The sequence below is a fragment of the Acinetobacter towneri genome, assembly GCF_017498585.1.
In the GTDB taxonomy this organism is placed as follows: domain Bacteria; phylum Pseudomonadota; class Gammaproteobacteria; order Pseudomonadales; family Moraxellaceae; genus Acinetobacter; species Acinetobacter towneri.
This window is the reverse complement of sequence record NZ_CP071766.1, coordinates 951,315-976,326: the sequence shown is the minus strand read 5'-3', so window position 1 is coordinate 976,326 and position 25,012 is coordinate 951,315. Positions and strand designations below refer to the sequence as shown.

At 42.4% G+C, this 25,012-nt stretch carries 24 protein-coding genes; 14 read left to right on the top strand and 10 right to left on the bottom strand.

All coding sequences use genetic code 11. The features are described 5' to 3' along the window. The first annotated feature begins 4 nt into the window (after positions 1–4). A complete protein-coding gene (locus J4G44_RS04580) occupies positions 5–1,117 on the top strand; it encodes a glycosyltransferase family 4 protein (protein ID WP_207973890.1) in 1,113 nt (370 codons plus the stop codon). Between the two features lie 345 nt (positions 1,118–1,462). On the opposite strand, the gene J4G44_RS04575 is transcribed toward J4G44_RS04580, so the two are convergent. Next, positions 1,463–2,590 carry an endonuclease/exonuclease/phosphatase family protein gene (locus J4G44_RS04575; protein WP_207973889.1) on the bottom strand — a complete coding sequence of 376 codons (1,128 nt, stop codon included), beginning with the start codon at positions 2,588–2,590 and terminating at the stop codon, positions 1,463–1,465. 189 nt (positions 2,591–2,779) lie between these two features. Between J4G44_RS04575 and asd the strand changes: the two genes are divergently transcribed. The 5 genes from asd (at position 2,780) to truA (ending at position 8,739) form a co-directional block, all read left to right on the top strand. Next, positions 2,780–3,898: an aspartate-semialdehyde dehydrogenase gene (gene asd, locus J4G44_RS04570; RefSeq protein ID WP_004976115.1), complete on the top strand. Its 1,119-nt coding sequence runs from the start codon at positions 2,780–2,782 to the stop codon at positions 3,896–3,898. Between the two features lie 169 nt (positions 3,899–4,067). Beyond that, on the top strand, positions 4,068–5,486 hold the full coding sequence (locus J4G44_RS04565; protein WP_228291704.1) for a FimV/HubP-related protein: 1,419 nt from the start codon (positions 4,068–4,070) through the stop codon (positions 5,484–5,486). Between the two features lie 66 nt (positions 5,487–5,552). After that, complete coding sequence (locus J4G44_RS04560; RefSeq protein WP_207973887.1) at positions 5,553–6,902, top strand: fimbrial protein FimV; 1,350 nt, start codon at positions 5,553–5,555, stop codon at positions 6,900–6,902. Between the two features lie 46 nt (positions 6,903–6,948). After that, positions 6,949–7,929 (top strand): asparaginase, encoded by a 981-nt coding sequence (locus J4G44_RS04555; protein WP_004976109.1) that lies wholly within the window; start codon positions 6,949–6,951, stop codon positions 7,927–7,929. Between the two features lie 12 nt (positions 7,930–7,941). Further along, positions 7,942–8,739, top strand: a complete 798-nt coding sequence (gene truA, locus J4G44_RS04550) for a tRNA pseudouridine(38-40) synthase TruA (RefSeq protein WP_154321070.1) — start codon at positions 7,942–7,944, stop codon at positions 8,737–8,739. Positions 8,740–8,871: 132 nt separating this feature from the next. Here the strand turns inward: truA and J4G44_RS04545 are convergent, their stop codons facing one another. Then, positions 8,872–9,879, bottom strand: a complete 1,008-nt coding sequence (locus tag J4G44_RS04545) for an AraC family transcriptional regulator (protein ID WP_004976104.1) — start codon at positions 9,877–9,879, stop codon at positions 8,872–8,874. Between the two features lie 230 nt (positions 9,880–10,109). Between J4G44_RS04545 and infA the strand changes: the two genes are divergently transcribed. Next, the gene (gene infA / locus J4G44_RS04540) at positions 10,110–10,331 is read left to right on the top strand and encodes a translation initiation factor IF-1 (protein WP_001284370.1); all 222 of its coding nucleotides are present in this window, start codon (positions 10,110–10,112) and stop codon (positions 10,329–10,331) included. Between the two features lie 158 nt (positions 10,332–10,489). Beyond that, entirely contained in the window at positions 10,490–10,900 is a 411-nt protein-coding gene (locus tag J4G44_RS04535) for a hypothetical protein (RefSeq protein WP_167845758.1), read from the top strand. Between the two features lie 114 nt (positions 10,901–11,014). Here the strand turns inward: J4G44_RS04535 and leuB are convergent, their stop codons facing one another. The 4 genes from leuB to leuC form a co-directional block, all read right to left on the bottom strand. Further along, positions 11,015–12,094 carry a 3-isopropylmalate dehydrogenase gene (leuB, locus tag J4G44_RS04530; RefSeq protein ID WP_004976098.1) on the bottom strand — a complete coding sequence of 360 codons (1,080 nt, stop codon included), beginning with the start codon at positions 12,092–12,094 and terminating at the stop codon, positions 11,015–11,017. 39 nt (positions 12,095–12,133) lie between these two features. Continuing rightward, a complete protein-coding gene (locus J4G44_RS04525) occupies positions 12,134–12,697 on the bottom strand; it encodes a hypothetical protein (protein WP_154321072.1) in 564 nt (187 codons plus the stop codon). A gap of 102 nt (positions 12,698–12,799) precedes the next feature. Continuing rightward, positions 12,800–13,450, bottom strand: a complete 651-nt coding sequence (gene leuD / locus J4G44_RS04520) for a 3-isopropylmalate dehydratase small subunit (protein ID WP_180009180.1) — start codon at positions 13,448–13,450, stop codon at positions 12,800–12,802. A 97-nt stretch (positions 13,451–13,547) separates the two neighbouring features. Continuing rightward, on the bottom strand, positions 13,548–14,996 hold the full coding sequence (gene leuC, locus J4G44_RS04515; protein ID WP_004976092.1) for a 3-isopropylmalate dehydratase large subunit: 1,449 nt from the start codon (positions 14,994–14,996) through the stop codon (positions 13,548–13,550). Between the two features lie 276 nt (positions 14,997–15,272). On the opposite strand from leuC, the gene J4G44_RS04510 reads away from it, so the two are divergent. From J4G44_RS04510 to J4G44_RS04500, 3 genes are all read left to right on the top strand, one after another. After that, positions 15,273–16,331, top strand: coding sequence for an RNA-guided endonuclease InsQ/TnpB family protein (locus J4G44_RS04510; protein ID WP_167845756.1), 1,059 nt, complete (start codon positions 15,273–15,275; stop codon positions 16,329–16,331). Positions 16,332–16,537: 206 nt separating this feature from the next. Next, the gene (locus J4G44_RS04505; protein ID WP_004976091.1) at positions 16,538–16,774 is read left to right on the top strand and encodes a DUF2061 domain-containing protein; all 237 of its coding nucleotides are present in this window, start codon (positions 16,538–16,540) and stop codon (positions 16,772–16,774) included. 207 nt (positions 16,775–16,981) lie between these two features. Continuing rightward, a complete protein-coding gene (locus J4G44_RS04500) occupies positions 16,982–17,842 on the top strand; it encodes a LysR family transcriptional regulator (protein ID WP_004976089.1) in 861 nt (286 codons plus the stop codon). 94 nt (positions 17,843–17,936) lie between these two features. Here the strand turns inward: J4G44_RS04500 and J4G44_RS04495 are convergent, their stop codons facing one another. Both J4G44_RS04495 and J4G44_RS04490 read right to left on the bottom strand, forming a co-directional pair. Beyond that, entirely contained in the window at positions 17,937–18,182 is a 246-nt protein-coding gene (locus tag J4G44_RS04495; RefSeq protein WP_004976087.1) for a DUF2789 family protein, read from the bottom strand. Between the two features lie 153 nt (positions 18,183–18,335). Next, positions 18,336–18,986: an HAD family hydrolase gene (locus tag J4G44_RS04490; protein WP_179993533.1), complete on the bottom strand. Its 651-nt coding sequence runs from the start codon at positions 18,984–18,986 to the stop codon at positions 18,336–18,338. 183 nt (positions 18,987–19,169) lie between these two features. Between J4G44_RS04490 and J4G44_RS04485 the strand changes: the two genes are divergently transcribed. Continuing rightward, positions 19,170–19,652, top strand: coding sequence for an RNA pyrophosphohydrolase (locus tag J4G44_RS04485; protein ID WP_004976084.1), 483 nt, complete (start codon positions 19,170–19,172; stop codon positions 19,650–19,652). A 99-nt stretch (positions 19,653–19,751) separates the two neighbouring features. Further along, on the top strand, positions 19,752–22,049 hold the full coding sequence (gene ptsP, locus J4G44_RS04480) for a phosphoenolpyruvate--protein phosphotransferase (RefSeq protein WP_154321075.1): 2,298 nt from the start codon (positions 19,752–19,754) through the stop codon (positions 22,047–22,049). Between the two features lie 15 nt (positions 22,050–22,064). Here the strand turns inward: ptsP and J4G44_RS04475 are convergent, their stop codons facing one another. After that, positions 22,065–22,256 (bottom strand): DUF7230 family protein, encoded by a 192-nt coding sequence (locus J4G44_RS04475; protein ID WP_004976081.1) that lies wholly within the window; start codon positions 22,254–22,256, stop codon positions 22,065–22,067. A gap of 442 nt (positions 22,257–22,698) precedes the next feature. On the opposite strand from J4G44_RS04475, the gene J4G44_RS04470 reads away from it, so the two are divergent. After that, complete coding sequence (locus J4G44_RS04470; RefSeq protein ID WP_004976080.1) at positions 22,699–23,190, top strand: macro domain-containing protein; 492 nt, start codon at positions 22,699–22,701, stop codon at positions 23,188–23,190. A gap of 135 nt (positions 23,191–23,325) precedes the next feature. On the opposite strand, the gene J4G44_RS04465 is transcribed toward J4G44_RS04470, so the two are convergent. Further along, entirely contained in the window at positions 23,326–24,978 is a 1,653-nt protein-coding gene (locus J4G44_RS04465; protein ID WP_207973886.1) for an acyl-CoA dehydrogenase family protein, read from the bottom strand. Positions 24,979–25,012 lie beyond the last annotated feature (34 nt).

Here is a 25,012-nt window from a genome sequence, read left to right as displayed (position 1 = left end):
ATTCATGAAAGTCATGCAGTTATTACCCGAATTAAACAGTGGCGGTGTAGAACGCGGTACGCTCGAAATCGCCCGAGCCTTGGTCGCTCAAGGACATACGTCATTGGTGGTGTCGAATGGCGGACGGATGGTTAACCAACTCGAAGCTGAAGGTTCCACTCATTTAAAGTTAGCCATCCACAAAAAATCATTATCAAGCTTGTGGCAAATCCGTCCTTTACGCCAACTGATTATGCAACATCAACCTGATATTGTGCATGTACGTTCCCGCGTACCTGCATGGCTAACTCATTTTTCCCTAAAAGGTATTCCAGCCGAAAAACGTCCACACTTAATTTCAACTGTACATGGTTTTTATTCAGTTAACCGTTACAGCCAAATTATGACCCAAGCGGAAAAAGTGATCGCAGTTTCTGACAGTGTAGTCAAATACATTCGTGATCATTATCAAAACTGTCCACCTGAAGATATTGTCCGTATTTATCGTGGAATTGACCCTGCTGCATTTCCGCACGGGTATCAACCTTCGGCACAATGGATGCAACAAACCTATCAAGATTTCCCAGAACTTGAACATAAGTTTTTAATTTGTTTGCCGGGACGTATCACCCGCTTAAAAGGTCATGAAACATTGATTGATCTAATTGCGAAATTAAAAACCCAGTATCCACAGATTCATGCTGTTGTTGTAGGCGGTGCAGATGTTAAAAAAGCAGCTTATTTACAGGAACTGGAACGCAATATTCGGGATAAACATCTGACCGAAGCGATAACCTTTGTTGGACACCGTTCTGACATTCGCGAGTGGCTTGCGTTTAGCGATATTGTACTTTCACTTTCCAATCAGGCGGAAACCTTTGGACGCACTGCACTTGAGGCTTTATCTGTAGGAACACCTGTGATTGGCTGGAACCGTGGTGGTGTGGCTGAAATTTTGTCACAACTGTATCCGCAAGGGCTCATCGCAGCAGATGACCAAGTGGCTTTATTCAATGCAGTGCAATTGCATCTGGAAATACCGCAAAGTGTCGCCCCTGTTGAATTGTTCAGCTTGGCAGATATGTGTCATCAAACCTTAGATTTATATCAGCAAGTTTTGCAGTCAAAATACGCCTAAAACCAAACCATAGAACTGAATCGAGCTGATTGAAGTTTAATTTTTTTTAAAAACTATGAGAGTGAAAAAAATAAGTCCCCCAAAAATCATCGCCCGAGTTCTACATCCTGTAAAACTCGGGCTCATGAGGTTGTGCTTTCAAAACTTATTGTTATTTTATTGTATGGCGTTCCTTACCTACATCATATCCTTGATGTTTATCCGTCAGCGTCGTCTTCCTTAATGGGATATTCCGTTCCCGAGTCCTTGTGCTGATGAATTAATCTTAACCAGATCAGTCAGAATAAACCATGCGTCATGTGCCTAAATCCGTGTAAGCCATTTCGTACACTTTTCGTTTAATTTCTAAACCGATTTATCCTGTGCTTTATACGGTTGTGCAATTTCATCGGTCACCAGTTTTTCTTCTTGCTCTGCTTTTTCAATCCCATCCTGAATCGCCTGTTGTGCTTCCTGCTCATCGGCATCAGTTTGGGGCAGCTCTTCCTGAATTCGATCAAACACCCGCCCAGTTTGCAATACCACATACACAGGAAAATGGTCTGAACCGATATGCGCCAAACGCTGCATATCCACCAATGCAAAATCGGTACTATGAAAAACATGGTCTAATGACCAACGCAGTAAAGGATAATCGGCATGAAAGGTATTGATATAGTGCCGTCCAACGCGCGGGTCGAGCAAACCACTGATCCGCTGAAACAAGCGTGTAGTCCGCGACCATGCCACATCGTTTAAATCCCCCATCACGATACAACTTTCATCTAAATCTTTGATTTGATCGCCTACAATCAACAATTCGGCATCTCTTAAAACTGAATCTTTGGCTTCAGTCGGACTCGGAGGTTTGGGATGCAAACAATACAACTGTACTGGTTGCCCCGAAGGCAAAATCACACTGGTATGAATAGATGGAATTTCATCACTCAGAATAAATTTGATCTCACTGTTTTGTAACGGCAAACGGCTATATAAATGCATGCCATATAAATTATCTAAAGGCACAGCGACCCGATAAGGATAATCGGCTTCAATCACAGACAAGGCTTTCTGCCAAGCCAAATCAGATTCTAGGGTCAACACCAAATCTGGTTTTAAGGCTTGAATATGTTCAATTAAAAGATGATATTTTTGATTTGGTGTCAGAACATTGGACACGATTAATGAAATCTGTTTTTCAGGATTTAGCTGTTCTGGACGAACTTGTTTGACCTGTTTTTTCCACAGCAAGGTGTAGGGCAAGACCATTTTGAGCTGATAAGCCAAAGCCGCAATCAGCCCAATTAAAATCACTTGGCTAGACACATCCCACGCCTGCTCCCAAATCAGGAGTAAAACAAAGGCAATGATGCCTAAAACCAAGATCTGTAAACGTGGAAAATCTGCGCCCCGAATCCACCATTCATCGCGTGGAATCAGTGACCAAAAACTTAACCAAATGACTAATATTGCAAGCCCTTTTACCCAAATCATCTTGCTTTACTCTTTTGTATTTTTTGTCGTTTTTAAATGAAAACCAAAGTTATCAATTTTGTATGTAACACAAACAAGAGATTTCACTCAATAATACTCATGTTTTGTTCATGTAATGCTTGCAGTTGCGTCCCCTTTTGATAGACTTATATTCCTTTATTGTTTTTTAACGCACCGAGGCAAAGTGACATGAAAGTAGGTCTGGTCGGTTGGCGCGGGATGGTGGGTTCCGTCCTTATGCAACGTATGGTTGAAGAAAATGATTTTGCTCATTTTGAGCCATTCTATTTCTCTACCAGTAATGCTGGCGGTGAAGCACCAGCGTTTGGTGGTAAGACTGCCCCAGCACTTATGGATGCAACAGATATTGAAAGTCTGAAGCAAATGGATGTCATTATTACCTGTCAAGGTGGTGATTACACTTCTGCCGTTTTCCCGAAGCTTAAAGCTGAAGGATGGAATGGTTACTGGATTGATGCTGCATCTACCCTACGTATGGATGATGAAGCGATTATCGTACTTGATCCAGTCAACATGAATGTCATTAAAGATGGCTTGGTGAATGGCACCAAAACATTTGTGGGCGGTAACTGTACTGTTTCACTCATGTTGATGGGCTTGGGTTCATTATTCCAAAACAATTTGGTGGAATGGGCAACTTCAATGACCTATCAAGCAGCTTCTGGTGCAGGTGCGCAAAACATGCGTGAGCTGATCACAGGCATGGGCTACTTGTATAACAACACCAAAGACTTGTTGGATGACCCACGTTCACCAATTTTAGACATCGACTCTAAAATTGCCGAATTACAACGCGGCGAAGGTTTCCCATCGGCAAACTTTGGTGTGCCTTTAGCGGGTTCTCTCATTCCATATATCGACAAACAGCTTGAAAGCGGTCAGTCAAAAGAAGAATGGAAAGGTCAGGTTGAAACCAACAAAATTTTAGGCAATCAGCAGATTGTTCCTATTGATGGTCACTGTGTACGTATTGGTGCAATGCGTTGTCACTCTCAGGCAATCACATTGAAGCTGAAAAAAGACGTTCCATTGAACGAAATTGAAGATATGATTCGTCAATCAAGCCAATGGGCAAAAGTGGTACCAAATACACGCGAAGCATCAATGACCGATCTTACCCCAGTTGCAGTTACAGGGACTTTAACAGTACCTGTTGGTCGTTTACGCAAAATGAACATGGGTAAAGAGTACCTTGGTGCATTCACTGTAGGTGACCAATTACTTTGGGGTGCAGCAGAGCCATTACGTCGCATGTTACGCATCTTAATTGATTACAAAAATGCTTAAGCCTCGTCTTGAGCACTGAATCATTTTGGATTCTGTGATCAAACTCAACAAGCCAGTCAAATTTGACTGGCTTTTTTATGTAATCAACGTGTTAATATTTTACAATCGACATACAACTCGCTACTCTATCCTTTTCGCCTTGCGATAAATGACCGAGCTAACAATTAAGATGACTGTATATAACAAATTAAAGATCGCCATTTTATCTATTTTGGCTTCACAGCAAATGTATGCAATGAATGTTGACCCGATTCAAATTCAGTCAACAACTGGGGAATTGCTCTATGCCGAAATCAACTTTCGTCAATCGAATGTGAATGAAGCGATTGATGTCAGTTTAGCTACGGCAGAAGATCTGATGTCGATTGGTGCGAGCCACCGTCCGCCTGGTCATCTTAACTTTTTTACACGTCGTAACAGCAACGGTACAGGGGTCATCACCATTACCTCATCTCGACCTCTAACCGAGTCTGAGTTGAATATTGTGGTCAAAATTAAAGAAGGTAATGCAACTCGCCTGCAACATATTCGTACACCATTAAAACGCAGTGCACCTGCGCCATTGGCCGCTATGCAACGCAGTAATGAACAAGCTTTAACGCCTGTCATGATTGTCAATGAGCAAGACATTGCTTTAAATTTACCCGTAAGTGCGAACTATCAGGTTGAAACGCCTAAAGCAATTGAACAACAAACTTTTGAAGCACCGTTAACCATTAAACGTAATACACCACCTGCATTAAACCATCAAACAGTGACGGTGGTTCAAACTGCACCAAGCCGTAGCGCAGCAAGTGAAAATACGACTGTGATTGCCCCAAAAGTAGCGCCAGCACAGACAAATAACAACCCAACACCGACAGCATCTACAGCCACCACTTCAGTCACCACACAACAATCGGCTGATCCATTGGTACAAAAATTTGCTGAACAGCAACGTACGAAGCAACTAGCACAAACTCAGCCTGCTGCTGCAACGAAAAAGCCTGCACAAACAGCGGCTGCACAGGCTAAACCAAGCCCTGCCACAGCCATGCCTGCAGTCAATACCCAACACGTGGTGCAATCGAATGAATCATTATGGGCAATTGCCTCACGCATTGCGGGTGAAAATAACCGCCCTGTTGCTGAAGTGATGCAGCAAATTAAAGCCAATAATGAGCATGCTTTTATTCAAGGCGATGCCAATCGTTTGCGTCGTGGTGCGACCTTAAATTTACATGCACAAGCTAACTCTAAAACAGAGAAAAAAGCCGCAATTCCAAAACCAGAAACGGCCAGTACACCACAATCAGGCAAAGCCAAATATCGTTTAAATCAAGCAGAAATGAGCCTCGTGGCAGAGAATCAACAGGACTCCACCCACGGTTCTGCCAAGAAGAACACACAATCCACACAAACTTCGGGTGACTTGTCATTAAAAGTTATGACATCCCGCGAGAAAACCGTTAAATTACAGAGAAACGTAACAGAATTAGAATTGGCATTACGTCAGAAGGATCACAGAATTCAATTACTCAACGCGCGCCTTGCCGAACTGCAACAACAATTGCAAAAACAACAAGCCGCAAATAAGCCAAAACACTAAATGTTACACACAATGATTTTTTTGGGATAAGGTCAAACAGGGACCACATCCTCAAGGGGTATAAACATGCTGATTTATGTGATTCCGTTTATTTTATTACTGGTGATCGCAATTTTCTTGAAAAAGCGTGAAGCAAGTAAAGAAGCCGAACCAAGCAACAAGAAAACAGCAGCGCCAGCCAAAACCAGTGCCAAGAAAACCACAACTACCAAAAAAGTTGCCCAGAAATCGGTGGTGGTTGAAGAGGTTGTTCCAACTCCACAACACTCTACCCCTGTACCTGTTAAAATTCAGACAAATATTGAAAATCTGATTAAGGAACGCAATTTCTTTGCTGCGGAAGCACAGATCAACCAGGCCTTAAAACGTGATAATTCTTTACACGGTCTGTATTTATTCTTGCTCGACATTCATTTACAGCAAAAAGATGAGTTTGCGATTGATCAATTACTCAATCATATACGCGCTTTGGGCCTTGATGATATTTTGGTTCAAGCAGAAGCTCAAAAACAAGTATTTGATGAGCAAAACAACAAAGCAATTGATGGGATTGATTTTCAACCAACGACTCCAGCGGATTTAGAATCGGCTCCTGTTGAACAAAAATCAACTGCTGATTTTGATGCCCTCATACAATCAAAAGATGATATCTCTTCTGATAGCTCTTCTTTTGACCAGTTACAGCACGAACTAACTTCAAATAAAACAGCAGCACCTGAAGCAGCTTTAGAATTTGATACCTCATCGTTAAATTTCAGCCCTGCTGCTGCACCTGTAGAAAAAGCAGCTGAGCCTGAAGTAAAAGCAGAACCTGCTGCTTTAGACTTTAATTTTTCTGTAGATACTGCACCAGCAACAGAGAAAACTGAAACACCCGCAATTACTCCTGAGCCAAGTACAAGTGCTACAGAAGCAGCCCAACCGCTTGAGTTTTCTTTTGATTTAGAACCGAATAAAACTGAAATAGTAGCATCTGAAACACCAGCAAATGCACCTGCTACAACTGAAGCCCCAAGTTTAGACTTTGACTTTTCAACAACAGAAACCCCTGCGACTGTTGAAGCAAAAACTGAACCTGCAACACCTGATTTTAATTTCACATTTGACAGTGCGCCTGCTGAGGAAACCAACCTTCAGCCTGCAATTGAACCTGAAGTCATTGCTGCACCAAGTATTGCACTTGAACCTGCTGCAACCGTTGTCAGCACAGATGTTGATCTAAATGATCCATTGGTGAAATCATTCCCAGACTTATCTCAAGTAGATGAAATTCAGTTGAATTTAGACTTGGCGAGCCAATATGTGGAATTGGGCGCTTATGATGCTGCGAAAGCTTTACTTAGCGAACAAGGCGCAAATTATTCTGCTGAACAACGCCAACGTGCCGATCAGTTACTGAATCAAATCGCTTCTTAATTCAAATCAGATTAAGATAAAGCAGTCATTCTTGGCTGCTTTTTTTATGATGAAAAAAATTGCGTTAATCTATATGGGCGGCACTTTTGGCTGTGTCGGTGAACCACTAAGCCCAATGCCTGCGGAGCAATTTCTGCCACGCTTGGCACAGGTCTTACCCCTAAATTTAGAGATTGAATGCTTTGTTGCCCCTGTCATTAAAGACAGTAGTGCCTGCACAGCCGCAGACTGGTTACAGCTCATTCAATATATTCAAAAATTACAACACGATGATTTTCAACATTTCGTTATTTTACATGGCACCGACACCCTCAGCTATGCCAGCGCAGTCTTGGCACGTTTTTTAGCGCAAAGTACCCATGTCATTCTCACGGGTAGCCAATATCCCTTACTCAATGCACAAGGCACAGATACCCGTGAATTTAGTGATGCCTTGGACAACCTAAATTTTGCTTTACAACAGATTCATCAAGTGACTCAGGGAGTATATCTGGCCTTCCATCAGCAACTGATTCATGCCGCAACGGCACTGAAACAACACACCACCGAGTTAAATGCATTTACAGGTCAGTCTGCTTTGGTTTACACGGAGAACAAATCGCAGAATGAGCCAGCATTCAACATTAGCACTCAACATATTGAAAAAGCCCAGCACTTTAACTGCCTGAACTGGATGTTACAGCCAATTGCCATTTCCGCTTTGGTCGATAATTTAAAAGCCTTACAGCAACAGCCACCACACTGCCTCATTTTACAGAGTTATGGTACAGGCAATATGGCCGTCAATGCCGAAGTGATTGAGTTAATTCAGGCCTTACAAGCTCAACAATGTGCCGTGATTCTCACCACCCAAGTCACTTTTGGTGGCATGCAACAACGCTATGCGATCAGCCAGTGGTTACAGGACAGTAAAATTTTAATCAGTGATTGCCAAAGTCACGCAGATCTTTATGCCAAAGCCTTAAAAATGTATTTACAATACGACAGCCTTGCACAGTGGTATGCGCATTGGCAGTCTTCAGTGTGATTTGAGGTGATTATGCAGCGTTTTGCAATCGGAATTGAGTTTTGTGGCATTCGGTATCGGGGTTGGCAAACCCAGCAAGCAGGCGTACCTAGTGTGCAGGAAACCATTGAAAAAGTTCTGAGCAAAATTGCCGATGAACCCATTATTTTACATGGTGCAGGACGTACCGATGCAGGCGTGCATGCAACCAATATGGTGGCACATTTTGATACGCATGCCATTCGCCCTGAACGCGGTTGGTTGATGGGTGCCAACAGCCAACTACCCAAAGACATTGCAATTCAATGGATTAAAACGATGGATATGGACTTCCATGCTCGTTTTAAGGCTCAGGCACGGCGTTATCGCTATGTCGTGTATAACAATCCACAACGCCCTGCCTTGCTGCACAAACAAGTCACTCACGCTTATTATCCCTTAGATGTCGATAAAATGATTGCGGCTGCGCAGAAATTTGAAGGGACACATAATTTTGAAAGCTTTCGTGCCGCAGCGTGTCAGTCCAATCAGCCTGTCCGTCATGTCAGCCATTGCCGCTTAATTCGTCACGGCAATTATTTAGTGTTAGATATTCAAGCCGATGGTTTTTTGCATCACATGGTTCGCAATATCATGGGTTGTCTATTGGAGATCGGGCAAGGTTTGTATGACATTGCACATATTGACCAAATTTTTGCAGCTCAAGACCGTAAAGCAGCAGGAATTACTGCCCCGCCAGATGGCTTGTATTTTATTCAGGCACATTATCCTGAACAGTATGATTTACCGAAAGTTCCTTTAGGGCCACATTGGTTAAACATGCCGGAATAATTTAATCCCTCCCGACCTCCCTTTTCCAAAGAGAGGAGCTCCATTTCGAGGCGTTAAAAACGAAAGTCCCCCCCTTTGAAAAAGGGGGATTTAGGGAGGATTCTGTTTAGGAAAGGTTTTAAATTTTCAAACTTAACGCTGTTTACGTTTTCTATATTCCACTGGAGTTTCATTGGTCCAGCGTTTAAAAGCACGATAAAAAGTACTTGGCTCTGAAAAACCCGTTAAGTACACAATCCGCTCCACGCTTTCATTGGTATTCGATAATAATCGTTTAGCCAAACGACATCGATAATCGGACAGAATTTGCTGAAAACTGGTATTGGCTTCACTCAATTGGGTACGCAAACGACGTGGCGTGATATTCAATTGTGCCGCCACTGTTTCTAGTGTCGTTTCTCCACTTTCTAAGGTCGAACCAATGGCACGGCGCACTTCACCAACCAAATCATAACGCGCCAGTTCCTGCAGTTTTTCCAATGCCAACTGTTCGTGTAATTGCAATAACTCAGGTTCTGCCTGCCACAGTGGATAATCCAAAATACTCGGATCAAAATACAAACGCGTTTCTTTCTGCCCCAAACTCACAGGACATTCAAAGACACGGAAATATTCATCATCTGCAGCACCATCACTAAAGTTAAAGTCAATATAAATAGGCTGAAAACGACCTTCGGTAATGAATTTAAAGAAGCGTAAAACACCCGACATGGCGCATTCAGAAAAATGACGATTGACGATATTTTCTGACCACGGCTGCACGCCATTGGTTAAATAGCAGCGTCCATCTTCCACCACCAATTTGGCATCAAAAGCATCACTAATCAGGCGTTGATAAGCCAAAGCACGTTTTAGGCCTTCACCAAAGTTTTCTGAAGAAATAAACAAATGTTCAATCACCTGCCCGCGATAAAGTGGCAAATGTTCCCCCAGATGTAAACCAATATCAGGGTCTTTACTGACTTCCTCAGCCGCAACCCAAAACGCATATTGTGCATTTAAAGGCGTACGTTCATTGGCTTCGACCTGATTTAAGGCCACACCTGCTTTTGTTAAAATATCTTCGGTTGGCAACCCCGCACGACGAATCGCTTGGTAGCCTAAACGCAATACAACCGATGCATCAGTTAGCTGACCCACGCAAAAACCTTCCTTGTATGTACTTCATTTATACTTAAAAAGATTGAAATTAGATTAACTGCGATTGACCGAACTGACAACCTACCCAAGCCCATTTTTACAGAAAAAGTATAAACCGATGATTCGCTTATTTTACTAACAGATGCGCTGTGTATAGGGTAAAGCATCTTGTTTTTTTCAGAAAAATTGCCTATAATTTGCGCCTTTCCAATTTGATACTCAGGTAGGCTATGGCCAATAAAGAGGAACTCATCGAGTTCGAAGGCGTTGTCACCGAAACGCTTCCTAATACTATGTTTCGTGTACGTTTAGAAAACGGTCATGAAGTGATTGCTCACATTTCTGGTAAAATGCGTAAACACTATATTCGTATTTTAACAGGCGACAGTGTGAAAGTTGAAATGACACCTTACGACTTAACCAAGGGTCGCATCACTTATCGCGCACGCTAAGTTTTAGAGTAAGCTAAAGCCACTTTCGGAGTGGCTTTTTTACGTTCACTTAAAAAAATTCTGTTTAGCCTTTAATTCGTCCCCGCCGCTTATCGAATCACCACATTCTTTTCTTGCATTGCCTTCTACAATAAAGTTTTGAGCAAGGGAGAAAAAGCATGTTATTTCGATCCTGCGTTGCTTGTATAACAGGTCTTTTTGCGCTCAGTTTAGTGGCGTGTAGTAGTAATCCACCGCATTCCACTTTAAACCGCGATGCGTATTTACAGCAATTTATTGGTCAATCTAGCCAATATATCCTGACCCATTTGCAATTAAGCCAAATTGGCTATCAACAGCTTGGTACAGCTCAAGCTACCCCTCAATTGCTACATTACCGTATCATTATTCGTCCTGTACGTGTTCCGATCCCTATGGCGCAGCATCCCACTACAGGTATTGGTGCTGTTCCGTTAAATATCGGTATCCCGAGTCATGAAAGTTACGATGTTGCACTGACTTGTGATTTGTATTTTCGCCTACAGCAGGGTATTGCTACCGCAGTGTATGTTTCGGGACAACGCTGTTAAGTCTCCTAGCTAAAACACTCTGAAAGTACAAAACCAATAAAAAAACGCAGCCCGAAGACTGCGTTTAATGATTTGATTTTGAGCTGTAAGCGATAGGTTAAATCGCTTAAATTTTTAGTTGAGTGCCGTAACGACTGCTTGACCCATTTCAACAGTACCAACTTTATTCATGCCTTCAGACATAATATCGGCAGTACGTAAACCTTGATCTAATACATTGCCTACTGCATCTTCAATGGCTTTTGCTGCCGCTTCTTCGCGGAAGGTGTAACGTAACATCATTGCCACAGAAAGAATGGTTGCCAATGGGTTTGCCAAGTTTTGACCTGCGATATCTGGCGCTGAACCATGGCAAGGCTCATACATACCTTTGCCATTTTCGTCTAAAGATGCAGATGGCAACATACCAATAGAACCTGTCAACATCGCCGCTTCATCAGACAAGATGTCACCAAACAAGTTACCTGTCACCAATACGTCAAATTGTTTTGGCGCGCGTACCAATTGCATCGCTGCGTTATCGACATACATGTGCGACAAGTTGATTTCTGGGTACTGTTCTGCATGTAACTGAGTCACGGTTTGCTTCCACAATTCAGTCACTTCCAGTACGTTGGCTTTATCCACCGAACATACTTTACCGCCACGCAATTTCGCCATTTCAAACGCTACTTTTGCAATGCGTTTGATTTCTGACTCAGCATATACGTCGGTATTAAAACCTTGTTTTTCACCATTTTCTAATTCACGGATACCACGTGGCTGACCGAAATAGATACCACCTGTCAATTCACGCACGATTAAGATATCTAAGCCTGATACGATTTCAGGTTTTAAGCTTGAAGCATCTGCCAATTGTGGATACAAAATTGCAGGACGTAAGTTAGCAAATAAATTGAGTTCTGAACGCAATTTTAATAAGCCACGCTCTGGACGGATTGAACGCTCAATGTTGTCCCATTTTGGACCACCGACAGCGCCTAATAAAATTGCATCGGCTTTTTTAGCCTGTTCAGATGTTACTGCTGGGTACGGTTCGCCATGTGCATCAATTGCAGAACCACCCAATAAACCTTGTTCCCAAGTCAAACCCAAATTGAATTTTTCATTGACACGTGTCAGCACTTGTTCAGCAGCTTTCACAATTTCTGGACCAATGCCGTCACCAGCTAAAATCAAAATATGTTTTGACATGAGAGTTTCCATTGTTCATGACAGTCAAAGACTGTGGGATTAAATTTTTTGTTCTACAAACTCACCCAAGCCATTTAAGACATTGTAGGGTTTGCAAAAACGTCGAATGGTTTTGTTGTTTTGCACCAAATCTACACATAAAGGATCTGGCGCAGACACATTTAATAAGCTGCCTTTAGTACGACTTCGATCACGATACATTCTAAAGGTATATTTTTGCTTGGCATTAAACTTATGAATTACATGCAGTTTTTCTGCACGATCTTTAGAAATGGGATAAAAGCGAATCACCAATTCATGTTGTTTAGGCGGTACAGATAAATACAAGGCATTGGATTTATTTAAGGATGATTCCTGTAAACGCACTAAACCCTCCTGAATGGCAGCACGTGTAACACGATGTTTTTCTGCATCGACAATTGTGACCGTATTTAAACGCTCAAACTCACAATCATCTGTACCCGCACAGTAAATCAGTGCATTGGATTTGCTTTGTTCAGTTTCTTTCACCTGTTTAATGCGTGCTGTATTCCACGTTTGGCATGCGCTTAGCATGGTGATACATAATCCAATGACAGCAAGCCGACCGAAAATTTTAGTCATTGTTCGCGCCCAACCTCACCTGTTAGATACAAAATATAAAAATTATTATGTGCCGATGTTAGCAAGAGTTAGGCAGCGATGCTATGACAAATTTCAGCGAATTTATGCCTGAATTTCGGCAAAAACCCATGGACGCGACTGCTTAGTATTCTCTTCATAAGCACGAATGTCATCGGCTGCTTGTAATGTTAAGCCAATATCATCCAAACCATTCAATAAACAGTGTTTACGGAATGGATCTACTTCAAATTTAAATGCCGTACCGCTTGGTGTACGTACTTCTTGTGCGTCCAAGTCGATGGTTAATTGATAGCCTTCAGTCGCCGCACACTCTTTAAATAATTGCTCGACCTGCTCTTCAGACAAGATCACAGGCAACATGCCGTTTTTAAAGCAGTTATTGAAGAAAATATCGGCAAAGCTTGGTGCAATAACGGTACGGAAACCATATTCATTCAATGCCCAAGGTGCGTGCTCACGGCTTGAACCACAACCAAAGTTGGCACGTGAAATTAAGATTGAAGCACCCTGATAACGCGGCTGATTCAATACAAACTCAGTATTAATCGGACGTTTTGAGTTGTCCTGACCCGGATAACCTTCATCTAAATAACGCAATTCATCAAATAAGTTATCGCCAAAACCTGTACGTTTGATAGATTTCAAAAACTGTTTTGGAATGATTAAGTCTGTATCGACATTGGCACGGTCTAATGGTGCAACGATACCTTGTTCAACGGTATATTTTTTCATGTTTAATTCTCACTGAATCCGTAACCTCTCCCTTGCCCTCTGCTATAGCGAGAGGGAACGCCATCTCTCTGAGAGAAGGCTGGGATGAAGGCATAACTTAGAATGAACGTACGTCTACAAAATGACCTGCGATTGCTGCCGCAGCTGCCATTGCTGGACTCACCAAATGGGTACGACCACCGTTACCTTGACGACCTTCAAAGTTACGGTTTGAAGTCGATGCACAGTGTTCACCCGGTTGCAATTTGTCTGCGTTCATTGCCAAGCACATTGAACAACCTGGTTCACGCCATTCAAAGCCTGCTTCTACAAACACTTTGTCTAAGCCTTCTTGTTCCGCTTGTTGCTTAACTAAACCAGAACCCGGAACCACCATCGCCTGTTTAATGCTTGCTGCAACTTTACGACCTTTAATCACTTCAGCGGCTGCACGAATATCTTCAATACGCGAGTTGGTGCATGAGCCAATAAATACGCGGTCTAATTGAATATCTGCCAAAGACTGACCTGCAGTTAAGCCCATATATTGATAAGCACGCGTCCAGTCATTGCGCTGTACGTCATCTTTCGCCTGTTCTAAAGTTGGTACGGCTTGTGACACTGGAATCACCATTTCAGGTGAAGTTCCCCAAGACACTTGCGGCTCAATTTCTTCACCTTGTAATACCACTACGGTGTCAAAGTGTGCACCTTCGTCTGAATGTAAAGTATTCCAGTAAGCAACTGCAGCATCCCATTGCTCGCCTTTTGGTGCATAGTTACGACCTTTCACGTATTCAATGGTTTTGTCATCCACAGCAACCATACCCACGCGCGCGCCTGCTTCAATCGCCATGTTACATACTGTCATACGGCCTTCAATCGACATATCGCGGAACACTTGACCACCGAACTCAATCGCGTGACCTGTACCGCCTGCAGTACCAATTTTACCAATGATCGCCAAAACGACATCTTTCGGTGTAACACCCTGACCTAATTTGCCATCTACACGCACTAGCATGTTTTTCATTTTCTTTTGAACTAAGCATTGGGTTGCCAATACGTGTTCAACTTCAGACGTACCAATACCATGTGCCAAACAACCAAATGCACCGTGAGTCGCTGTATGTGAGTCACCACACACTACGGTCATACCTGGCAAAGTTAAGCCCTGCTCAGGCCCAACCACGTGCGCAATCCCCTGACGGATGTCGTTGATGTCAAACTGCACCACGTTAAAGGTTTTACAGTTGTCATCTAAAGTTTGTACCTGAATACGTGAGGTATCATCTTCAATACCTGCAATACCGTCTGCACGTTCTTTCTTAGACGTTGGTACGTTATGGTCAGGCGTTGCCACGTTGGCACTTAAACGCCACGGCTTACGTCCTGCAAGTTGCAAACCTTCAAAGGCTTGTGGAGAAGTCACTTCATGCAATAAATGACGGTCGATATACAATAAAGCCGAGCCATCATCACGTTGAGTGACCAAGTGATCATCCCACAATTTGTCGTACAAAGTTTTTGCAGCTGGATTTTGTGCTTGTTGGTTTTCGCCTGCCATGTCAGATCTACTCCACTGGACTGGGTAATTTTTTCATTAATTTGATTATAACCGCGAATTTGTATAAATCTAATTTATCATTTTTATTAATTTAAAAACTTTTAGGAATTATTTAGTTGTTTCTAGCAAAATAATTTTTATCCACTGGAGCGTAAAACCTCGTGGTTCAGCACGAGGATATAAGCGACTGGAGTAAACCATATGAACGACACGAAATGTCGTTTTAAATACTTGTACTATAGTCACTATTAAGAAAAATACTGTTAAAATAATTGGATGAAGACACTCAAATTACGCATAAAAGACAAACATTGCAAGGTGCTAAATCAGTTAGCATCCGAAGTAAATTTTGTCTGGAATTATGTCAATGATTTGTGTTTTAAGCATCTACAACGTAAACAACAATTCTTTTCAGCATACGACCTTGCAAAATACACGAAAGGCGCATCGAAAGAATGCAACTTGCACAGTCAAACTATTCAGGCAGTGACAGAAGAATTGGTCACAAGACGCAAGCAGTTCAAAAAAGCAAAACTAAAATGGCGTGTCAGTAATAAAAAATCAGCTAGACGTTCGCTGGGTTGGATACCGTTTAAAAAGGTTGCAATCAAATATGCTGATGGCTATGTTCAATATGGCAGGCATCAATTTAAACTATGGGATAGTTACGGATTAAGTCAATACAATATCAAAACAGGCACATTCGTAGAAGATAGTCGTGGACGTTGGTATGTTTGTCTTGTAGTTGATGCAGTCAAAATAGAAAAAAACAACGCTAAAACCTCAATTGGCATAGATTTAGGTTTAAAAGATTTAGCGACTTGTTCAGATGGCGTAAAACTTAAAGCACCTCAAATCTATCGGCAATATGAACAAAAACTTGGTATTGCTCAACGTGCAAAAAATAAGAAACGTGTCAAAGCCATTCATGCCAAGATTAAAAATGTAAGACAAAACATGCTGCATCAATTCAGCCGAAAACTGGTGAATGAACATGCAGCCATCTTCGTTGGCAATGTGAATGCCAAAGCATTAGCACAAACCAGATTGGCTAAATCAGTGCTAGATGCCAGTTGGACAACACTAAGAACCATGCTCAAGTATAAATGCGAGAACGCAGGGGTATGTTATGAAGAAGTCAATGAAGCCTATACCACCCAAATTTGTTCGTGCTGTGGCTCACGCTCCAGTAGTCCGGAAGGTAGAGCAGGACTTGGAATAAGAGAATGGCAGTGTGTGGAGTGCGGTACGCTCCATGATCGGGATGTAAATTCCGCACTGAATATTCTTGCGCTCGGGCATGAGCGTCTAGCAGTAGGAATCTCCGTCCTTTAGGTCGGGGAGGATGTCAATGATTCATCACGACCTACCTATAAGCAAAACATGATAGATACTTAAAATTTTTTATCTTTGATATTTTTATTAAAATCTAATTTTCCAATCAAAATTACAAAATTATTCGTTTTTACAAATTAAATAAGAATGATTATCCTTTAGCTATCCACACAGAAAATGATCAAAGCAGCATAAGGAGTATTCACATGAGCCATATTCAAAAATTTGTCGCCAACAATCAACGCATGTTCAAAAAAACTTTAAGCTACTACATCATGCACATCACCGTGGCGATGGTGGTCGGTTATATAGTCACAGGCAATATTTGGATGGCCATTACCTTAAGTTTGGTCGAACCGACAGTACAAGCTGTTGCGTATTTCATTCACGAGCGGATTTGGGAAAAGAAAGCACAAACGCAAGATTCTAAAATTATCGCTTAATGGTTTTATAGATTCTGCTTGTGAATATTCCATTTCAGTTTGAGATCATCTTGGTTGCAGCCCACGATGATCTTTTTTTATCTCTGCTGTATCTCTACAAGATCATCCCGAATGCATAGTTTAAAAATAAGTAGAATTTGTTTTGATTAATTCTAATTTTTTCTAAATAATAAGCACAGTAATAAAAAATCTTTATGGATGGTGCAAATGAATCTTGCAGCCTTTGAAGCCTTTGTAAAAGTCATGGAAACAGGTTCTATTTCTTTGGCCGCAGATCAGTTATTTATTACCCAACCTGCGGTGACCAAACGTATTCACAGCCTAGAAGACTATTTTGGCGTGAAACTGTTTGAATCGGCAGGTCGTGGGGTGCAAGCCACGCATGCAGCACATTCATTATTACCCAAAGTCAAAAATTGGCTGAATGAACTGGGCGATATTCACCACACTCTCAGCCATGAGCAGGGACAGGTTCAAGGCAAACTGAAAATTGGTACCAGTCATCATATTGGTTTGCACCATTTACCCAATCATTTGCGTGAATATGTGCAAGAATTTCCCAACGTCACGCTAGATGTGCATTTTGTCGATTCTGAACAGGCACATGAACAAGTTTTGGCAGGCGATTTAGAACTGGCTTTTCTGACCTTACCGCCCAAATTAGATGAACGTCTGTCTTATGTCACCATTTGGAATGATCCATTGGTGTTTGTGGTCGCATCTTTTCATCCGCTTGCACATCAGAAAAACCTGCAATTGACCGATTTACTCGCCTACCCTAGTTTGTTGCCTGCCGCGCAAACCTATACCAGTCAAATCACTTTGGCAGAGTTTGAAAAGCAAGGTGTTAAACCTAAAGTCACCATGAGCAACAATCCGTTAGAATCAATTCGGATGTTGGTGTCAATTGGTTTGGGATGGTCTGTTTTACCTAAAACGTTGGTCAATCAGGACTTACAACAGTTAGATATTGACTTAGAAATGAACCGTCAATTGGGCATGGTATGGCATCCGGGACGGACGCAATCACGCGCTGTTTTAGAATTGATTGAGATGATGAAACACTAAAAGATTAATGGTTTCTTTTGAATGAAAAACACCCTCAGACACGATTGTACTGAGGGTGTTTTTTTATTGGCTCAACTTGGACACAAGTGAAGTCTTAACGACTCACCGAATCTTCATGCAAAGATTCATTCAATTGGTCTACCACAATTGCCCATGAACCATCCGATTTCATTTTTTCGACGATAAACTGACGCTGTGCTTCCGTCCAAAATTCTGCCTCGGCAATTGTTGTTTCTGCATTCAATTGATGCGTTTCAATAAATTGCTGAATCGCAGCTTCACTGGCATCCAAACCCAGTTGTTCAAATAAATGTGTCATTCTTGGGCGTACACCACTCATTTTTTCACTCCTGATCATTTTTAATTCTTGTCTTACCTTAGCATGCCTATTCTAAAAATGAATGACATAATCCAACATTGCAGCAAATAAAAACAAAACAGAAACAAGCGACTAGTTACACCTGATACAGCAACAATTGCACTAATCTAAGCTTTAAATTGACCAGTCCTGCACATCCCACCCTTGCTCTTCCGCCAAAGCCTGTAAACGTGCATCTGGGTTTACCGCAATGGCATGATCCGCATATTCCAGCAAGAAACGGTCGTTAATGGAATCTGAATACGCCCAAGACTCAGTCACATCGCGGCCTTCTAGCCATTGCTCCAAACGCACTAATTTGCCTTTTTGGTAACATGCGGTGTTAATCACTTTGCCTGTATATTTACCATCGACTACTTCCGCATTGGTGGCAATAATTTCAGTAATGCCAAATTCACGAAAAATAGGTGCTGTAATAAAGTCAGAAGTTGCGGTGATGCCCACCAATTCATGTCCTAAAGCCTGATGACGCTGAATTGCTTTAAAACCTTCAGGACGCATTTGCGGACGAATCACCTTTTGCATAAATAATTCATGCAATTCGGTCAGGTATTGATTGTTGTGCTGAGTTAAAAATTCAAATACAAATTCGTTATATGCAATTGGGTCGAGCTGCCCTGCCTTATAGTCTTCATAAAACTTGTCGTTCATGGCGCGATGACGGACTGGATCGACCAAACCTTCATTTACCAAAAACTCACCCCAAGAATGATCTGAATCAGTATTTAACAAGGTGTGATCGAGATCAAATAGCGCCAATTTCATGAAAATACTCGTAAAAACTGAAATTTAAGAAAAAAATTGTAAATCTATCTCCGCTAGTCGATAGAAATTCGTTAAGATCATAGCAATTTTAACATTATTTACACTTTGCGTTTTCGAGTTGGAGAAAAGAAATCATCATCCCCGAGTGCAAAGTCATAAATTAAACAATATTTAGGTAGCCAAATGATCGACTCAGAAGGTTTCCGACCCAATGTCGGGATCATTTTGGCAAACGAGTTTGGACAAGTTTTATGGGCAAAACGCATTGGTCACAATGCATGGCAATTTCCGCAAGGAGGTATCCAATATGGAGAAACCCCTGAACAGGCACTTTATCGTGAGCTGAGAGAAGAAGTTGGCTTACTGCCCGAACACGTCCAAGTTATCGCGCAAACTAAGGGTTGGCTGCGTTATCGTTTGCCACATCGGTATATACGCACGGATTCAGATCCCGTATGTATTGGTCAAAAACAGAAGTGGTTTTTATTGCAACTGACAGCGTCAGCGCATCATATTCGGCTGAATTTGTCAGACCCACCCGAATTTGATCAATGGCAATGGGTCAGTTACTGGTATCCGCTTGGTCAGGTCGTCAATTTTAAACGTGACGTCTACCGTAAAGCGATGGTGGAATTGTGCAATCAATTGCCCCTGAAAAAACCTTAAAATTTGCATGAAGATGTAGATTTTTTAGCTTATTGTTATAGGGTCATCTGTGGTGTAAAACTGACCTCAAATCATTGATTGGAATATGGAGTAGCGCGTATGTCGAACATGCAACTGGATACCCTTAGACGCATTGTACAAGAAATCAATGCGTCCACCAGTTTGCATGAATCGCTCGATATTATGGTCAATCAGGTCGCAGAAGCCATGCATGTGGATGTCTGCTCGATTTACCTGTTGGATGAACGTAATCAGCGCTACCTCCTCATGGCTTCAAAAGGTTTAAACCCTGAATCTGTAGGACATGTATCTTTACATACCAGCGAAGGTCTAGTCGGACTGGTTGGACAACGTGAAGAAATTGTCAACCTAGACGACGCACCTAAACACGAACGCTTCATGTATTTGGCCGAAACAGGCGAGGAAATTTATAATTCTTTCCTTGGCGTGCCTGTCATGTATCGCCGTAAAGTTATGGGCGTTCTTGTGGTGCAAAACAAGGACAAACAAGACTTTTCTGAAGCGGCAGAATCCTTTTTAGTCACACTTTGTGCTCAGCTTTCAGGTGTCATTGCGCATGCGCATGCCGTGGGCAACATTGATGTGTTCCGCAAACCCAACAACCTGCCTGCCTACAAAACCTTTCAGGGCGTATCAGGTTCGGGCGGGATTGCACTGGGTCGTGCGGTAATTCTGTATCCACCTGCAGATTTGGCGGCTGTACCTGATCGTGAAGCTGAAGACATTAGTGAAGAGTTAGAATTACTAGACAACGCACTAGATGCAGTGCGTCAAGAAATTCAGGCACTAGATGACAAAATGCAGGATGCCTTAATGGCAGAAGAACGCGCTTTATTCAGTGTGTTCCTACGCATGTTGGATGAAAATGCCCTGCCTGCAGAAATTAAAGAACTGATTCGTGAAGGTAACTGGGCACAAGGTGCAGTGCGTATTGTAATTGACAATCACATTGCCCTATTTTCACAAATGGAAGATGACTATTTACGCGAACGTGTTTCTGACCTGAAAGATTTAGGGCGTCGTATTCTCGCCTCTTTACAAGAAGCCGATGCCAGTCACCGAGAACTGACCGATGAAAGTATTTTAATTGGCGAAGAAATTTCCACAGCAGCTTTGGTAGAACTGCCTGTCGATAAAATTGCAGCAATTGTCACCACCGAAGGCGCAATGAATTCTCACATGGTCATTGTGGCACGTGCTTTGGGTATTCCAACCGTAGTTGGCGTAACTGAGTTGCCGATCAACAGCCTAGACGATGTGGAAATGATTGTAGATGCGCACCAAGGTCGGGTGTTTATCAACCCGCCACGTCGCATGCGGACACGCTATAAAGAAATTCAAAAAGAAGAAGAACAGATTGCCAAAGACCTCAAGCAATATGAAACCAAAGATGCCATTACCCCTGACGGCGTAGCGGTAAAATTGTATGTCAATACAGGCTTGATGATTGACGTGGTGCGTGGCGTACAACGCGGTGCTAAAGGTGTTGGTTTATATCGTTCTGAAATTCCATTTATGCTACGTGACCGTTTCCCGGGCGAAGAAGAACAGCGTGCTATTTACCGCCAACAGCTCAGTCACTTTGCCAACAAACCTGTGGTGATGCGTACGCTAGATATTGGCGCAGACAAGGACTTGCCGTACTTTTCGATTGAAGAAGAAAACTCAGCCTTGGGTTGGCGCGGGATTCGCTTCACGCTAGATCATCCTGAAATTTTTTCTTCGCAAATTCGTGCCATGCTCAAAGCCAGTATTGGTTTGAATAATCTGCATATTTTGCTGCCAATGATCACCAGTGTCAGCGAGGTTGAAGAAGCCTTGTATTTGCTAGATCGTGACTTGCAAGCAGTGCAGGAAGAAGAACAGGTTAAAATCACCAAACCGAAAATTGGCATTATGGTAGAAGTACCGAGTGTGCTGCTGCAAATTGATGAATTTGCCCCGTTGGTGGATTTTTTCTCGGTAGGATCAAACGATTTAACCCAGTATTTATTGGCAGTGGATCGTAACAATCCGCGTGTGGCCAACGTCTATTCACACTTTCATCCTGCAGTACTGCGCGCCTTAACCCGCTTGGTGAAAGAATGTCATAAATATGACAAGCCTGTGAGCGTTTGTGGCGAAATGGCAGGAGATCCGCTGTCTGCGGTAATTCTGATGGCAATGGGCTTTAATACCCTGTCGATGAGTTCAAGTAATATCTTGCGGGTGCGTAAAGCAATTTGTCATGTACCGATGACCGATGCGCAACATTTATTAGATCAGGCGTTAAAAATGAATAATCCGCTGATGGTGAAAAGTCTGATGGAATATTATTTTAAAACCCATGGCTTGGGCGATATGGTGAAACTAGCGACACGTATCGTATCTCCATAAAACTTAGTTTAAGCCTCAAGCAACACACCATTCACTCCAAAAACAACAAGGGCGATAATCATCGGAATATCGCCCTTGTTTGTGTTTGCTATAGCCTCGTTTGGCATTTTTCTTACGGTCTACAAAAACCTGACTTTTGTTGACCTCGTGCATGTGCTTGGCCACAAAGTTATGCTGAATAAGCTCAGGCTGTTTTTTCTTTGCCATTACGCTGTTCCTTTCGGTTGATCATGGAAATGAGCAGTGTCGCTACTCTTTTAGATGGAGATGTTGAGGGAAAATTCAAGCCAATTGCTTCTGCATAACGTGACTATTCTCTCACCAATGTTCCATATTAAATTGGGAAGCCGATCATACGCTTTTTTGTACATTTTACAAGCGATTTTCACTCAATAGTGCTAAGATAAAAAGAAGGGTAAATAAATTATTGCCGCCACTTTATCAGATTTTTCTGACGGTTATTTTTGAAGGCTATTTTAAAGAACACTCAGCGGCTTTACCCATACAATTATAGCATAAAATTATAAAAAATTTTATTACTTTTTAAATACTTATTAGTTATAAAATCCACTAGAAAAACTGCAATGATTGGCTAATATGAATATAGAAGATCAGTTTAACAAGACCATTAAAAACAGGAGTCAAATTCATGATTTATGAAGTTTCTGGAGATATTTTACTGAGCGAAGCACGTGCGATTGCTCACGGTGTTGCCCCTAACGATAACTTTGCAACAGGTTTGGCTTTAAGTCTGCGTGAGCACTGGCCTGCGCTATATAAAGACTTCCGCAACTATTGTCATATTTACCATCCTAAAGCGGGTGAGCAATGGACTTGGGTCAATGCCGAAGGTCAACGCATCGTCAACCTGATGACTCAGGAAGCGGCTTATGACAACGGTTCAAAACCAGGTAAAGCATCGACAGAATACGTCAACCGCACTTTGAAAAACTTAAAACAGTTGATTGAAGAAGAGAAAATTGAAAGCTTGGCGTTACCGCGTCTTGCAACAGGTGTAGGCGGTTTAGATTGGGAAGATGTACGTCCACTCATCTACAAACACTTAGAAGATTTGGATATTCCAATTTACATCTACACTCTATATCAAAAAGGTGTAAAAGCTGAAGAGCCTGCGAAATAAGTTTCGCTGAAGCAATCAGCTTTGCTACAAGCGAGCGTGATTGATCACGACTCGACTGCAATATACGGTTCAATTCACCCGTTTGGTTTTACCAAGCGGGTGAATTTTTTGTGCAGAATCAAGTAGCAAGGGATGCTATGCTGAAAATGCACGCTGCAAGATGGATGCAACATCGACCTGTTTAGGTTTAAGCATACCCACCACTTGCCCATGCAATGCACTATAACGCGACTGAATAAAACCTTCTGCCACAAAACTTGGCGCATAACGCAACAACAAAACCGCTTGTGCCAAAATCACCAAACGGCTCACCAAAGCACGTGCCATAAATTGTAAATCGTTGCTGTTCGTGGTCTGCAATAACTGCTGCAAACCATCTAATTCACTGCCCAAAATAGGATGAGTAACGGCAGTGCGAGCAAAATCCTGCAATAACACCTGAATCAGCTCAGGTTCTCGCTGCATAGCGCGTAGTACATCCAGACACATGACATTGCCTGAACCTTCCCAAATGGTATTTACAGGTGCTTCTTTGAAAATACGTGCCATGATGCTGTTATCGACATAACCATTGCCACCAAAAACTTCCATCATCTCACCTGTAAGTTCCACCGCGCGTTTGCAAATCCAGAACTTTGCAGCAGGGGTCATTAAACGCTTCCATGCCAAAGACACAGCATCATCGCTTTCATAACAATGTGCCAAATGAAAACTGAGCTGTACCGCAGCTTCAGTTTCCAAAGCCAAATCTGCCAAGACTGCCTGCATTAATGGCTGATTCGCCAAAGTCTGTCCAAATGCTTGACGTTGTCGAGTATAGGCAAGGCATTGCACCAAGGCTTGACGCAGCATGGCACTACTGCCCACAGCACAGGTTAAACGAGTGTAGTTCGCCATTTCAATAATGGTGGGAATACCGCGCCCTGCTTCGCCAATCATGATGCCCCACGCCTGCTGAAATTCGACTTCAGAACTGGAGTTACTCCGATTTCCCACTTTGTCTTTTAAACGCTGTACCTGAATATTATTTTTTCTGCCATCTTCTAACCAACGCGGTACAAAGAAACAAGCCAAACCATCTTGTTCGGTATTGGCGACCACCAAATGTGCATCACACATTGGTGCAGAGAAAAACCATTTATGACCTGTGAGCAAATAGGCTTGCCCACGCCCTGTTGCTGCGACTGGAATGGCAAGCGTTTGGTTGGCACGTACATCTGAACCACCCTGCTTTTCGGTCATGCCCATGCCCAACCAAATAGATTTCTTTTGTGAAATCGGCACATCACGCGGGTCATATTCATGCGATAACAGTTTTTCGCCCATGCTTGCCCATAATTCAGGTTCACGCTGAATGAGCGGAATACTGCCTAAAGTCATGGAATTTGGACATAAATTGCCACACTCAACCTGTCCCGCCAAATAAAAGCGACTGGCCCAATCGACCCATTTTGCCGTAGATTGCGGTTGTTTAAATGGATGTGCATGCGTGTCAAACTTGCGATTCAGCGCCATCCAGTGATGCCATGTGGGATGAAACTCCACTACATCTTTACGGCGTCCACGTGCATCGAAGGCATGTAAAATAGGCGTATGCCGATTGGCTAAATCGGCATAGTGATAATATTCTGCCGATGCTGCAATATGTCCCAATTCGCTCAGTCGAGTCTGATCTTGACTGCCATAACGGGTTAAAATTTCTTGTAAAACCGTATCGGTTTCAAATAAGTTATAGTCTTGTAATTCATCAAACTGATTTTGAATTTGATGGGTCATCCATGTCTGCATTGTGTCACTCCTAGACAAACGCGATGCTATCATT